A 13,325-nucleotide genomic window follows, 5' to 3' on the forward strand; every position below is an offset into this window, starting at 1 on the left:
GCTGCCTTAAGTTATTACGGTTGAGTTGATTCAACTGATTTCACGGAGCGCCCTGCATGTCCGGCAATACCTTCGGCAAGCTGTTCACTGTCACCACCGCGGGCGAAAGCCATGGCCCGGCGTTGGTCGCCATTGTCGACGGCTGCCCGCCAGGCCTCGAGTTGTCTCTGGAAGACCTGCAGCGTGACCTCGACCGCCGCAAGCCCGGCACCAGCCGCCATACTACCCAGCGCCAGGAGCCCGACGAAGTCGAGATTCTTTCCGGCGTGTTCGAAGGTCGCACCACCGGCTGCGCCATTGGCCTGTTGATCCGCAACACCGACCAGAAGTCCAAGGACTACTCGGCGATCAAGGACCTGTTCCGCCCGGCCCACGCCGACTACACCTACCACCACAAATACGGTGAGCGCGACTACCGTGGCGGTGGCCGCAGCTCGGCGCGTGAAACCGCCATGCGCGTGGCCGCCGGTGCCATCGCCAAGAAATACCTGGCCACCCAGGGCATCGTGATCCGTGGCTACATGAGCCAATTGGGCCCGATTGAGATCCCGTTCAAGACCTGGGACAGCGTCGACGACAACGCCTTCTTCAGCCCCGACCCGGACAAGGTGCCGGAACTGGAAGCCTATATGGACCAGTTGCGCCGCGATCAGGATTCGGTGGGTGCCAGGATTACCGTGGTCGCCGAAGGCGTCAAACCGGGCCTGGGCGAGCCGATCTTCGACCGCCTCGACGCCGAGCTGGCCCACGCGCTGATGAGCATCAATGCGGTCAAGGGCGTGGAGATCGGCGCCGGTTTTGCCTGTGTCGCCCAGCGCGGCACCGAGCATCGCGATGAAATGACGCCGCAAGGTTTCCTCAGCAATAACGCGGGCGGCATCCTCGGCGGTATTTCCTCCGGCCAGCCGATTGTTGCGCACCTGGCGCTCAAGGCCACGTCGAGCATCACCACGCCGGGCCGTTCGATCGATGTGCATGGCAACCCGGTGGACGTGATCACCAAGGGCCGCCACGACCCGTGCGTGGGCATCCGCGCCACGCCGATTGCCGAGGCGATGATGGCCATCGTGTTGATGGACCACCTGCTGCGCAACCGTGGGCAAAACGCCGATGTGCAGGTGAGTACGCCGGTGTTGGGCCAGCTGTGACGGTGTGTGGCGAGCGAGCTTGCTGCGGCGAGGGAGCTTGCTCCCGCTGGGCTGCGCAGCAGCCCCCCACAATATGACGCAAAGCCTCCCATACTGGCGCCTCTCCAGCTTCTACCTCTTCTACTTCGCCCTGCTCGGGGCGACGGCGCCGTTCCTGGCGCTGTACTTCGACCACTTGGGGTTCTCCAGCGCGCGTATCGGCGAGCTGGTGGCCATCCCCATGCTGATGCGCTGCGTGGCGCCCAACCTGTGGGGCTGGCTCGGCGACTACACCGGCCGGCGCCTGGCCATCGTGCGTTTTGGCGCGGTGTGTACCCTGGCGAGTTTCTCGCTGATCTTCTTCAGCAAAACCTACGCCTGGCTGGCCCTGGTGATGGCACTGCATGCGTTCTTCTGGCACGCGGTGTTGCCGCAGTTTGAAGTGATCACGCTTGCGCACCTGCAAAAGCAAACCGCGCGCTACAGCCAGATCCGCCTGTGGGGCTCCATCGGTTTTATCCTCACCGTGGTGATCATGGGCCGCCTGTTCGACGGGCTGAGCCTGGACATTTACCCGGTGGTGGTCGTGGTGATCATGGCCGGCATTATTGGCGCCAGCCTGTGGGTGCCGAACGCGCAGCCCGCCGTCCAGGGCAATCGCCTGGCCGGTGACGGTTTCCTCAAGCAATTGCGCAGCCCCGGCGTACTGGCGTTTTATGCCTGCGTGGCCTTGATGCAAATGAGCCATGGCCCGTATTACACCTTCCTGACCCTGCACCTTGAACATTTGGGTTATAGCCGTGGCGTGATCGGCATGCTGTGGGCGCTGGGTGTGGTCGCGGAGGTGCTGATGTTCCTGGCCATGAGCCGGATCCTGACGCGTTTTTCGGTGCGGCGGGTGCTGCTGGCCAGTTTCGTGTTGGCGGCTATCCGCTGGTTGCTGCTGGGGTCATTCGCTGAAATTTTCTGGGTATTGCTGCTGGCGCAAGTGCTGCACGCCGCCACGTTCGCCAGCTTTCATGCGGCCGCCATCGCCTTTGTACAACGCAGTTTCGGCGCCAGACAACAAGGCCAGGGCCAGGCGCTGTATGCCGCGCTGGCCGGCACCGGGGGCGCGTTGGGTGCCCTTTACGCCGGCTACAGCTGGAACCTGCTGGGGCCGACCCTGACCTTCAGCATCGCCAGCGTCGCCGCCCTGGCCGCCGCCATTATCATTGGCCTTCGATTGCAAGAACCGACTACAGGAACCGAGCAATGAGTTATGTCGCTGTTTACGCTGCCGCCACACCGGATACCCCGAACAAGGTCCTGACCCATTTCGACGATATCGTCTCGACGCTGGCCGACCACGGTGTGCGTTTTGCGCGCTGGCATCCGGCGCCGATTGAGAAGGGCGCCAGCGACGCAGACATGATCGCCGCGTACCAGCCGCAGATCGATGCCCTTGGCTACGCCGCCGTGGAGGTGCTTAGGGCGGCGGGCGATCCGGCACAGAACGTTGAACTGCGTGCGCAATTCCTCAGTGAACGCCGCTACAGCGAAGACGCAGTGCATTTCTTCATCGCAGGCCAAGGCCAGTTCAACCTGCACCTGGGCGACTATGTATACGCCGTGCGTTGTGAGAAAAATGACCTGCTGGTGATTCCGGCCGGCGTGCCGCATTGGTTCGACATGGGCGAGAACCCGCACTTTGTCACCTTGCGTTTGTTCAACACAGCTAAAGGCTGTGAGCCTCAACTCACCGGCGATGCTATTGCCGATGGCTTCCCGGGCTTGGACGACTAAGCACAGATATTTAAATGTTCAACCCAGGCAAGTTGGAAGTTGTTGTGGGAATAAGCCTGATTATCTGTAAGGCGTAGCTGTTTCTGCTGCGCCCTGTGCTTTCAATCCATTCGTTATGTAACTCTCTGCAGACTCGATGTTTATATCACCTGTCAATAGCAGGAATCCGAAAGGTGATAGGGCATCCACTACAAAAGGAGAGAGCACAATGAGTGGCCCAGAACAGTCGTGTCGCACGCCGGTGGACGCGCCGATGACCGTTAGAAGACGTCTGAGCCTGGGCGGCAAGCCCCTCACCCCGACAGAGCTGGAAATTTTGCGCTGGGCCTCGGAAGGCAAGACCGTCTGGGAAATCAGTCAGATCCGGGCAACCTCTGAAGCCACGGTGAAATTCCATCTGCGCAATATCTACGGCAAGCTGGAAGTCACCAACCGCGTACAGGCGATGAATGAGGCCAGCCGACAAGGCTTGTGCTGAAACCACACAAAAAAGGGCCGCGACGCCTGTAAGCGTCGCGGCCCTTTTTGGTTATCGGTGGTTTATGCCGAGTGGTAGGTCGGCAGGGCAAAGCGGTTCTGGCTTTGCAGCATCGAAATCTGTGGCAGCTCACTGGCTTGTTCGGCCAGGTCGCGGCGGATCGCGCTGATCACCCAGGTCAGTTGGTCAGCGGTGTGCAGCTGTTGATACGAGATCGAACGCTTGACCTGTTTGCCTTCGCTGTTGCGCAGGGTCAGCAGGATACCGCCGTCTGGACGTGGCTGAGTGGTGACGTCGTATTGGGAGAATACAGAAGCGAATTTATCTTGGATCAGGCTCATGTCTATCAGCTCCGTTGGCTCAAGTTGGCAAGCATGGAGAGATAGGTGCAGTGATTGTGCCAGTATTGGATATCTGAAAAAGTCTTTATAAATCAATCAGTTAAAAATTTTACAGATTTTCGGTTTCGTGCAATTTGCATGAATGGCCATCGTGCATCCTGCATTTTGCGTTATTCGCGCCAGCTGTTTCAGGTCAGCCTCGAAGATAAAGACCGCCTCGGTTGGGCAAAATTCCTTTTCGGTGGAGGCCGACTCGGGATACAAAACTTTTCAAATCCCGCATGTACAGTCAAAGAATGGCAGGCGTATTTTCCCGCATGGCATTCGGCATCTGCCTATAGGGCTGCCGCTATGTCTGGATCATACGAAGAATAAGAAAAAGGACGTTCCGCCATGAGCCATCAGCAAGACGACATGATCACGTGGGGCAAGCTCTTACGTAAGGTGCCTGCGATTGTTCGAGCTTTGCCACGCGTAGTGCGTGGCATGCGCGCCGCGAATGTCACCGACCCCGCTCAGCCTTGCGGCCTCGGTTGGCACTTTGAACAGGCTGCGTTGCGCAACCCCGAGGGCGCGGCGTTGTTGTACGGCGACAGCGTGCTCAGCTACCGCGAAGCCAACCAGCGCGCCAATCGTATCGCGCATTACCTGCACGCGCAGGGCATCGGCAAGGGTGATGTGGTCGCGCTGTTTATTGAAAATCGCCCGGAACTGCTCCTCAGCGTACTGGCCGTGGCCAAGCTGGGCGGTATCTGCGCCATGCTCAACACCGCGCAAACCCAGGCTGCGCTGGTGCACAGCCTGAACCTGGTGAACCCGGCGGCGATCGTGGCAGGTGCAGAATTGGTAGACGCCTATGCGGCGGTGCGCGAGCAAGTGTCGATTGCGGCCGAACGCAGCTGGTTTGTGGCGGATCAGTCCTCAAACGCGGTGCCGCAGGGCTACACCGACCTGATGGCCGCCAGCGCTGACAGCCCGGTGGACAACCCTGCCAGCAGCGGACAAATCTTCTTCAACGACCCCTGCTTCTATATCTACACCTCCGGCACTACCGGTTTGCCCAAGGCCGGCATCATGAAACACGGGCGCTGGACCAAGACGGCGGTGAGTTTCGGCAGCATCGCCCTCGACATGGGGCCGCACGACGTTCTGTATTGCACTTTGCCGCTGTACCACGCCACGGGCCTGTGCGTGTGCTGGGGTTCGGCGATTATCGGCGCATCGGGTTTCGCCATCCGGCGTAAATTCAGCGCCAGCCAGTTCTGGGACGATGCGCGCAAATTCAACGCAACCACCCTGGGGTATGTCGGTGAACTGTGCCGCTACCTGCTGGACCAGCCGCCCAGTGCGCAGGATCGCGACAATAAAGTCACCAAGATGGTCGGCAATGGCTTGCGTCCCGGTGTCTGGGCGCAGTTCAAGCAGCGTTATGGCGTCGAGCACATCTGCGAGCTGTATGCCGCCAGCGACGGCAACATCGGTTTTACCAATGTGCTGAATTTCGACAACACCATCGGCTTTTGCCTGCAGCATTGGGCGCTGGTGGAGTACTCCCACGAAACCGGTGAGCCGCTGCGTGGCAGCGATGGTTTCCTGCGCAAGGTGCAAACCGGCGGGCAGGGCTTGCTGCTGGCCAGGATCGATGAAAAGTCGCCGTTCGACGGCTACACCGACCCGGAAAAGAACCGCAAGGTGGTGCTCACGGACGTGTTCGAGAAGGGGGACCGCTACTTCAATACCGGCGACTTGCTGCGCAGTATTGGCTTTGGCCATGCGCAATTTGTCGACCGACTGGGCGATACGTACCGTTGGAAGGGCGAAAACGTCTCCACCACCGAAGTGGAAAACGTGTTGTTGCAGCACCCGCAGATCGCCGAAGTGGTGGCCTATGGCGTCGAGATCGAGAACACCAATGGCCGCGCAGGCATGGTCGCCATCACGCCAAGCGAGTCCTTGGCGGCCCTGGACATGCGTGAGCTGTTGCAGTTTGCCCACGGCCAGTTGCCGCACTATGCGGTGCCGTTGTTTTTGCGCATCAAGGTCAAGATGGAAACCACCGGCACCTTCAAATACCAGAAGGTCAAGCTCAAGGAGGAAGCCTTCGACCCGGACAAGGCCGGTAACGACCCGGTGTACGCGTGGCTGCCCGGCTCCGACAGTTATGTACCGGTCACCGGGCTATTACTGGCGCAGATCCAGGGCGGGCAGTTCCGTTATTGATTCTGGCTATGAATGCTTTTGACAAAAAAGCCATGACAGCGGGGAACTCCCTCGCGACACTGAGCGCCTTATACACATTCGCAGACAAGGAGCCCCCGCATGTCAGACCAGCCCAAACAAATGACCGACGATGAAGCCGCCGAATTCGCCGAGCAGGTTTTTGATGTGGCCCGCAAAGGCGATGCAGCGATGCTGGCTGCGCTGCTGGCCAAAGGCTTGCCGGCCAATTTTCGTAATCACAACGGCGACACCTTATTGATGCTCGCTGCCTACCACGGCCATGTCGAAGCGGTAAAAGTGTTGCTCGAGTTCAAAGCCGACCCACTGATTGCCAACGACAAAAATCAGCTGCCGATCGCCGGTGCAGCGTTCAAAGGCAACCTGCCGGTGGTGAAGGCGTTGATCGACGGCGGCGCGCCGGTGGATGCAACCTCCCCGGACGGGCGCACAGCGCTGATGCTGGCCGCGATGTTCAACCGCACCGAAATGGTCGACTACCTGCTCGGCCAGGGCGCCAACCCCAAGGCCGTCGATGCCCAGGGCGCGACCGCGCTGGCTGCCGCGCAAACCATGGGCGCGGCGGATACGGCGGCGCGGTTGCAGAAACTGGTGTAGGCTACGCGCCCTCAAAAACCAGCCCGCCACAGGACCTTCCCATGCAAACCGCCCTCGTCGAACTTATCAGCAAAATCAGCGCCGGCGTCATGGGCGAGGACGAGGTGGCGCGCATCGCCACAGAAGCCGCCCAAGCCTACGCGGACCCGGTGGCGTTTCTGGCGGCGAACCCGGATATCAACTACGACGACACGTTCCCTATCCCTCTGGGTGAGTGGGTAGTGGTTGGCAGCCTGCCGGACACGGTGCTGTTCCAGGCCGACACCTATGGCGATCTGTTCGCGCAGATCGTCGCCTCGTTCGGCCCGGGCGTGGCGTTCAACCTCAAGCCCAAGCAGTTGGCCAAGACCGAAGACCTCACCGCGCTGAACCGCATCCAGATCCAGATGAGCGCGTTGAGCCCCGAAGATGGCGGCTATGTGTTGCTTAACTTCAGCCAATTGCTCGATGACGAGATCCAGGCGGTGCTGGTGTACGGCAATGACCTGCCGCGCGTGTTGCAACTGTGCGCCGAAGTGGGGATCAAGGCCGAGCCGTCACTGGAAGCCTTGAAAGTCGCTGTGCACGTCTGAAATAAAACGGAACCCAGGCAAACGCTGACTATCCTACAAGTGCATGCCCTCACTTAGGAGCGACACCATGGGTTCCACTTTCAACGGTCTTATCGGCCTGATCATCCTGGCGCTGGATATCTGGGCGATCATCAACGTGTTCAAAAGTGGCGCCAGCACCGGCGCCAAAGTGCTGTGGATCCTGCTGATCCTGTTGCTGCCGGTACTGGGTCTGATTATCTGGGCGATTGCCGGGCCGCGCGGTAACGTGCGGATTTGATCGTTCACTTGATTTGAAGTGAGCACCCTCCCTGTGGGAGCGGGCTTGCCCGCGATGGCGGTGTATCAGTATCAGATGTTTTGACTGACACACTGCAATCGCGGGCAAGCCCGCTCCCACATTGGTTTTCAGCGTACTCAGGATTTTGTGTGTCGAAACTATTCGCTGCACACAATTTTCACATCTTTTCCAAGACAATTCGGCGGTTTTACGGCTCTCCCAAGGCTCTAACTCACGTGCCATTAAAGGCCGGGCCACGGCGCACGTTCAGTAATTAATAGCGTTGATGCCATTGATCGGGCACCATTTGCGCCACCGCGTTAACCGCCTACCCCAGCCAGCCTGGGCGAGGGACGGACGCCACTGCATAATTTCGAAACTTAAACTTCCAATGGGTCCTAGAACGACATGGCAAACCCGGACGCCCTGAGTCAGCAGCGAGCTTCTAATCGCTTGCTGCAACCGACCGTCAAATCCCATCTGGCATACACGCTGCTTTGCGCGCTGGTCATGATGGTGATGTTCTCCCTGCTGCGCCTGGCGCTGCTGGCCTACAACCGCGAGATGATCCTCGACACGCCGGCCTCGACCTTCCTCGAAGCCTTCGTCAACGGCACGCGCTTCGACATCCGCTTTGTGATGTACGCGCTGGTTCCGCTGCTGCTGGCCTTGTTCAGCGTACGGGCCATGGCGGCGCGCGGGTTCTTCCGTTTTTGGCTGACCATCGCGTCCAGCATTGCCCTGTTCCTGGGCCTGATGGAGATGGACTTCTACCGCGAGTTTCACCAGCGGCTCAACGGCCTGGTCTTCCAATACGTGAAAGAAGACCCGAAAACTGTAATGAGCATGCTCTGGTACGGTTTCCCGGTGGTGCGCTACCTGCTGGCCTGGGCCGTAGGCACGCTGATCCTGAGCATCGCCTTCAAGGGCGCCGACCGTGCGACACGCCCACGTGGTCCGTTCAGCGGCGGCACCGTCGGCACTCGCCAGGTTGCTCCGTGGTACAGCCGCATTGCGGTGTTCGTGGTGTGCCTGCTGATCGCCGTGGTCGCCATTCGTGGCACCCTGCGCCAAGGCCCGCCGCTGCGCTGGGGTGATGTCTACACCACCGACTCGAACTTCGCCAACCAGTTGGGCTTGAACGGCACCCTGTCGTTGATCGCCGCAGCCAAGTCGCGCTTCTCCGAAGAGCGCTCGAATATCTGGAAAGCCACGCTGGACCAGCCGCAGGCTACCCAGACCGTGCGTGACATGCTGGTGTTGCCGCAAGAGAAACTGGTGGATACCGACACCGCCGCCGTGCGCCGTGACTACACGCCACCGGCCGAGAAAACCCTGCCGATCAAGAACGTCGTGGTGATCCTGATGGAAAGCTTCGCCGGTCACTCGGTCGGCGCACTGGGCCGCCCAGGCAACATCACGCCGTACTTCGACAAACTGTCCAAGGAAGGCCTGTTGTTCGACCGTTTCTTCTCCAACGGCACCCACACCCACCAGGGCATGTTCGCCACCATGGCGTGCTTCCCGAACCTGCCGGGTTTCGAATACCTGATGCAGACCCCGGAAGGCAGCCACAAGCTGTCGGGCCTGCCGCAGTTGCTCAGCGCGCGCAAGTTTGACGACGTGTATGTCTACAACGGCGATTTCGCCTGGGACAACCAGTCGGGCTTCTTCAGCAACCAGGGCATGACCAACTTCATCGGGCGCAACGACTTCGTTAACCCGGTGTTCTCCGACCCGACGTGGGGCGTGTCCGACCAGGACATGTTCAACCGTGGCCTGGAAGAATTGAAGGCCCGCGAAGGCGGCAAGCCGTTCTACGCCCTGCTGCAAACCCTGTCCAACCACACGCCGTATGCGTTGCCGACGCCCTTGCCGGTCGAGAAAGTCACCGACCGTGGCAGCCTCAACGAGCATTTGACGGCCATGCGTTACTCCGACTGGGCCTTGGGCCAGTTCTTTGAAAAGGCGCGTAAAGAGCCGTACTTCAAGGAAACCCTGTTCGTGATCGTGGGTGACCACGGTTTTGGTAATGAACAGCAGATCACCGAGATGGACCTGGGCCGCTTCAACGTACCGATGCTGATGATTGCACCGGGCATGCAGGAGAAGTTCGGCGAGCGTGACCACACCGTGGGTACCCAGATCGACATCGTGCCGACCATCATGGGCCGCCTGGGTGGCGACACCTTGCACCAGTGCTGGGGCCGCGACTTGTTGAACCTGCCGGAAGGCGACAAGGGCTTTGGCGTGATCAAACCGTCGGGCAGCGACCAGACCGTCGCCCTGGTCACTGCTGACCGCATCCTGGTACTGCCTAAAGAGATGCCACCGAAACTGTGGGAATACGAACTGGGCGCTAACCCGACCGGTAAGGTGATTCCTGAATCGCCGGACGAAGCCGCGCTGAAACAGAAACTTGAGTCGTTCCTGCAGACGGCCACCAAGAGCCTGTTGGATAACACCGCCGGTGTGATCGACGGCAAGCCGGACTAATAATCCGGGCATAAAAAAAGAGGCCTTCTAGAAGGCCTCTTTTTTTTGTCCGGATTTTATATCCGGCCGAGCAGCAACAGTACCAGCAGCACCACCAGCACCACACCCAGAATACCCGACGGGCCATAGCCCCAGTTACGAGAGTGCGGGAACACCGGCAGGCCGCCGACCAGCAGCAGGATCAGAATTATGATCAGAATCAGGCTCATGTTTTTTTCCTTGTAGGCCTTCTGAAAAGACCGGTTGTTTAACGACAGGCCCGTGGGTTTATTTACGGACGCCTTAACAACTCCGACTGTGCCGTTGTGGAGAAAATTCCATAGTTTCTTAAAGCATTTCACACACTGGCTTATTTCTTTTAATGCGTTCGCAATAATGGGCACTTAGTTGAAAAAGATTGAACTTACGCTATAAGCCGGGCTGCTACCTGGCTGGCGGTTTGCCTGAGGCATTCATCAATTGGATGGTGCGTGGGTGCAGGAAAAACCTTCGCTACACTGCCGATCACTTCTTCCGTGAACTACAAGGCTACTTACCTATGCAAAATCGCATGATGATCACTGGCGCCGGATCCGGCCTGGGTCGCGAAATCGCGCTGCGCTGGGCACGCGAGGGTTGGCAGTTGGCCTTGTCGGACGTCAGCGAGCCAGGCTTGCAGGAAACCCTGAAGCTGGTGCGCGAGGCCGGTGGCGATGGCTTTATCCAGCGCTGCGACGTGCGTGACTACAGCCAGCTCACCGCCTTTGCCCAGGCTTGCGAGGTGAAGCTGGGCGGCATTGATGTGATCGTCAATAACGCTGGCGTGGCGTCGGGTGGTTTTTTTGCCGAATTGTCCCTGGAAGATTGGGACTGGCAGATTGCGATCAACTTGATGGGCGTGGTCAAGGGCTGCAAGGCGTTCCTGCCGCTGCTGGAAAAGAGCAAAGGGCGGATTATCAACATCGCGTCCATGGCTGCGCTGATGCAGGGGCCGGCGATGAGCAACTACAACGTGGCCAAGGCTGGTGTGGTGGCGTTGTCGGAGAGTTTGCTGGTGGAACTCAAGCAGCAGGAAGTCGGTGTGCATGTGGTATGCCCGTCGTTTTTCCAGACCAACCTGCTGGATTCATTCCGTGGGCCAACGCCTGCGATGAAGGCGCAGGTCGGCAAGTTGCTGGAGAGTTCACCGATTTCGGCGGCGGATATTGCCGATTACATTTATCAGCGGGTGGCAGAAGGGGAGTTCATGATTTTGCCCCACGAGCAGGGGCGCATGGCGTGGGCGTTGAAGCAAAAGAACCCGCAGTTGCTGTATGACGAGATGACGCTGATGGCCGACAAGATGCGCGCCAAGGCGCAGGCAACCAAGGGCTGAGCGGATGATGATGATCGTTCCCACGCTCCGCGTGGGAATGCCGCCCCGGACGCTCCGCGTCCCGCTTTTGAAGGCGTGACGCGGAGCGTCACCGGATGAGTTACCACGCGGAGCGTGGGAACGATCAGAAACTGGGGCTTGTCTGTCAGAAAAATTACCGGGCTACGTAGGCCTTTCCTGATTTTACTGCAAGCCATTGCTGCGCCAAATCCAATCGCGCATGGTCAAGGTCCTGTCACTCCAAAAGGACAACCGCCATGCTGGTCTTAAGCCGCGCTGTGGGCGAAGTCATCTCCATCGGCGATGACATCGCCCTGCACATCCTCGAACTCAACGGTACCCAAGTGAAATTCGGCATCGACGCCCCGGTGGGTGTGAATGTCCATCGAGCCGAGGTGTATCGCAAGATCCTCGAACGCCAGGCCACAGAAACCCACGCCGAACCCAACCGCTGAACCCTGCTCAGTCAAACAGATGCTTGGGCACGTCGTGCTTGAGCATCAACTGGCATTGCTCGCTCTCGGGGTCGAACACGATCAGGGCCTGGCCCTTGGTCAGCGCTTGGCGCACGCGCAGTACGCGGGTTTCCAGGGGCGTGTCGTCGCCATTGTCGGTACCGTCGCGGGTGACGAAGTCTTCGATGAGGCGGGTCAGGGTGTCGACTTCAAGTGCGTCGTAGGGAATCAGCATACAAGCCTCGCAGGTAAGAACCCGGCGATGCTACTGCGCCGGGGGCCCTTGTTACCAGCAGTTACCAGTAGTTGCCAGTGTCAGGACTTCTGTCCGACCAGGCTGTCCACCGACGGCACGCGGGTGTCGCTCTCCATTTGCGTTTCGTGCTCGATCTGATGGCTGAACCGGTCCAGCGAACCCTGGGCCGGCTGTGCGTCGCTGGCAAATACCGGCGGGCTGAGGATGTACGCGCCCAACAGGCGGCTGAGTGCAGCCAGGCTGTCGATGTGTGTGCGCTCATAGCCATGGGTCGCATCGCAGCCAAACGCCAGCAGCGCGGTGCGAATATCGTGGCCGGCGGTAACTGCCGAGTGGGCGTCGCTGAAGTAATAGCGAAACAGGTCGCGGCGCACCGGCAGTTCATTCTCCGAGGCCAGGCGCAGCAAGTGACGGGACAGGTGATAGTCATACGGCCCGCCGGAATCCTGCATCGCCACACTCACCGCGTGTTCGCTGGAGTGCTGGCCGGGCGCGACCGGGGCGATGTCGATACCGACAAATTCACTGACGTCCCAGGGCAGGGCGGCGGCGGCGCCACTGCCGGTTTCTTCGGTGATGGTGAACAGCGGGTGGCAGTCGATCAGCAACGGTTCGCCGCTGTCGACAATCGCCTTGAGTGCGGCAAGCAGGGCGGCCACACCGGCTTTATCGTCCAGGTGGCGGGCGCTGATATGCCCGCTCTCGGTGAATTCCGGCAGTGGGTCGAACGCCACGTAGTCACCGATGCTGATGCCTAACGAGTCGCAATCGGCGCGGGTGGCGCAGTAGGCGTCCAGGCGCAATTCCACGTGGTCCCAGCTCACCGGCATTTCATCTACGGCGGTGTTGAACGCGTGCCCGGAGGCCATCAACGGCAGCACGCTGCCACGGATCACGCCGTTGTCGGTAAACAGGCTGACGCGGCTGCCTTCGGCAAAACGGCTGGACCAGCAGCCCACCGGTGCGAGCGTCAAGCGGCCGTTGTCTTTGATCGCACGCACGGCGGCGCCGATGGTGTCCAAGTGCGCGGAAACAGCGCGGTCGGGGCTGTTTTTCTGGCCCTTTAGCGTGGCGCGGATGGTACCGCGCCGGGTCATTTCAAAGGGAATGCCCAGCTCTTCCAGGCGCTCGGCGACGTAGCGCACGATGGTGTCGGTGAACCCCGTGGGGCTGGGGATGGCAAGCATTTCCAGCAGCACTTTCTGCAGGTAGTTGAGATCCGGTTCGGGGATGGTTCGGGTCATGGAAACTCCTGATGAGTTGAGGGCATCGATGGTTTCGATGAGGTGCTGAGAGGTTCATAGGCTGTGCCGGCCTCATCGCGGGCAAGCCCGGCTCCCACATTGGAACGCGATCAAACTGTGGGA

At 59.8% G+C, this 13,325-nt stretch carries 15 protein-coding genes; 11 read left to right on the top strand and 4 right to left on the bottom strand.

Annotated features, from left to right (window positions below):
- Positions 1 to 56: 56 nt before the first annotated feature.
- The 4 genes from aroC to ACQY47_RS24100 all read left to right on the top strand — a co-directional run bounded on the left by aroC (position 57) and on the right by ACQY47_RS24100 (position 3,390).
- Positions 57 to 1,148, top strand: a complete 1,092-nt coding sequence (gene aroC, locus ACQY47_RS24085) for a chorismate synthase (protein ID WP_099548922.1) — start codon at positions 57 to 59, stop codon at positions 1,146 to 1,148.
- Positions 1,149 to 1,221: 73 nt separating this feature from the next.
- On the top strand, positions 1,222 to 2,385 hold the full coding sequence (locus ACQY47_RS24090; protein ID WP_017137826.1) for an MFS transporter: 1,164 nt from the start codon (positions 1,222 to 1,224) through the stop codon (positions 2,383 to 2,385).
- Complete coding sequence (locus tag ACQY47_RS24095; RefSeq protein WP_428552498.1) at positions 2,382 to 2,912, top strand: acireductone dioxygenase; 531 nt, start codon at positions 2,382 to 2,384, stop codon at positions 2,910 to 2,912. The genes ACQY47_RS24090 and ACQY47_RS24095 overlap by 4 nt, the downstream gene beginning before the upstream one ends.
- A gap of 208 nt (positions 2,913 to 3,120) precedes the next feature.
- Positions 3,121 to 3,390, top strand: a complete 270-nt coding sequence (locus ACQY47_RS24100) for a response regulator transcription factor (RefSeq protein WP_017137824.1) — start codon at positions 3,121 to 3,123, stop codon at positions 3,388 to 3,390.
- Positions 3,391 to 3,452: 62 nt separating this feature from the next.
- On the opposite strand, the gene ACQY47_RS24105 is transcribed toward ACQY47_RS24100, so the two are convergent.
- Positions 3,453 to 3,731 (bottom strand): DUF3509 domain-containing protein, encoded by a 279-nt coding sequence (locus tag ACQY47_RS24105; RefSeq protein ID WP_016970113.1) that lies wholly within the window; start codon positions 3,729 to 3,731, stop codon positions 3,453 to 3,455.
- 393 nt (positions 3,732 to 4,124) lie between these two features.
- Here ACQY47_RS24105 and ACQY47_RS24110 point away from each other — a divergent pair, with 393 nt between their 5' ends.
- From ACQY47_RS24110 to ACQY47_RS24130, 5 genes are all read left to right on the top strand, one after another.
- On the top strand, positions 4,125 to 5,951 hold the full coding sequence (locus ACQY47_RS24110; protein WP_428552502.1) for a long-chain-acyl-CoA synthetase: 1,827 nt from the start codon (positions 4,125 to 4,127) through the stop codon (positions 5,949 to 5,951).
- A gap of 99 nt (positions 5,952 to 6,050) precedes the next feature.
- Positions 6,051 to 6,566 (top strand): ankyrin repeat domain-containing protein, encoded by a 516-nt coding sequence (locus tag ACQY47_RS24115; RefSeq protein WP_428552505.1) that lies wholly within the window; start codon positions 6,051 to 6,053, stop codon positions 6,564 to 6,566.
- Positions 6,567 to 6,607: 41 nt separating this feature from the next.
- Entirely contained in the window at positions 6,608 to 7,138 is a 531-nt protein-coding gene (locus ACQY47_RS24120; RefSeq protein ID WP_017137821.1) for a hypothetical protein, read from the top strand.
- A 67-nt stretch (positions 7,139 to 7,205) separates the two neighbouring features.
- Positions 7,206 to 7,397, top strand: a complete 192-nt coding sequence (locus ACQY47_RS24125) for a PLDc N-terminal domain-containing protein (protein WP_003172956.1) — start codon at positions 7,206 to 7,208, stop codon at positions 7,395 to 7,397.
- 408 nt (positions 7,398 to 7,805) lie between these two features.
- Complete coding sequence (locus ACQY47_RS24130) at positions 7,806 to 9,893, top strand: LTA synthase family protein (RefSeq protein ID WP_428552510.1); 2,088 nt, start codon at positions 7,806 to 7,808, stop codon at positions 9,891 to 9,893.
- A gap of 56 nt (positions 9,894 to 9,949) precedes the next feature.
- On the opposite strand, the gene ACQY47_RS24135 is transcribed toward ACQY47_RS24130, so the two are convergent.
- Positions 9,950 to 10,102 carry a DUF3309 family protein gene (locus ACQY47_RS24135; RefSeq protein ID WP_015885095.1) on the bottom strand — a complete coding sequence of 51 codons (153 nt, stop codon included), beginning with the start codon at positions 10,100 to 10,102 and terminating at the stop codon, positions 9,950 to 9,952.
- Positions 10,103 to 10,431: 329 nt separating this feature from the next.
- On the opposite strand from ACQY47_RS24135, the gene ACQY47_RS24140 reads away from it, so the two are divergent.
- Together ACQY47_RS24140 and csrA are read left to right on the top strand one after the other, a co-directional pair.
- A complete protein-coding gene (locus ACQY47_RS24140; RefSeq protein WP_017137819.1) occupies positions 10,432 to 11,247 on the top strand; it encodes an SDR family oxidoreductase in 816 nt (271 codons plus the stop codon).
- Between the two features lie 257 nt (positions 11,248 to 11,504).
- A complete protein-coding gene (gene csrA / locus ACQY47_RS24145; protein ID WP_017137818.1) occupies positions 11,505 to 11,702 on the top strand; it encodes a carbon storage regulator CsrA in 198 nt (65 codons plus the stop codon).
- A 7-nt stretch (positions 11,703 to 11,709) separates the two neighbouring features.
- Here the strand turns inward: csrA and ACQY47_RS24150 are convergent, their stop codons facing one another.
- Both ACQY47_RS24150 and ACQY47_RS24155 read right to left on the bottom strand, forming a co-directional pair.
- Entirely contained in the window at positions 11,710 to 11,937 is a 228-nt protein-coding gene (locus ACQY47_RS24150) for a YheU family protein (protein WP_003192759.1), read from the bottom strand.
- Positions 11,938 to 12,017: 80 nt separating this feature from the next.
- Positions 12,018 to 13,202 (bottom strand): osmoprotectant NAGGN system M42 family peptidase, encoded by a 1,185-nt coding sequence (locus ACQY47_RS24155; protein WP_017137817.1) that lies wholly within the window; start codon positions 13,200 to 13,202, stop codon positions 12,018 to 12,020.
- Between the last annotated feature and the right edge of the window lie 123 nt (positions 13,203 to 13,325).

This window comes from Pseudomonas edaphica (assembly GCF_965277385.1).
GTDB classification, from domain to species: domain Bacteria; phylum Pseudomonadota; class Gammaproteobacteria; order Pseudomonadales; family Pseudomonadaceae; genus Aquipseudomonas; species Aquipseudomonas edaphica.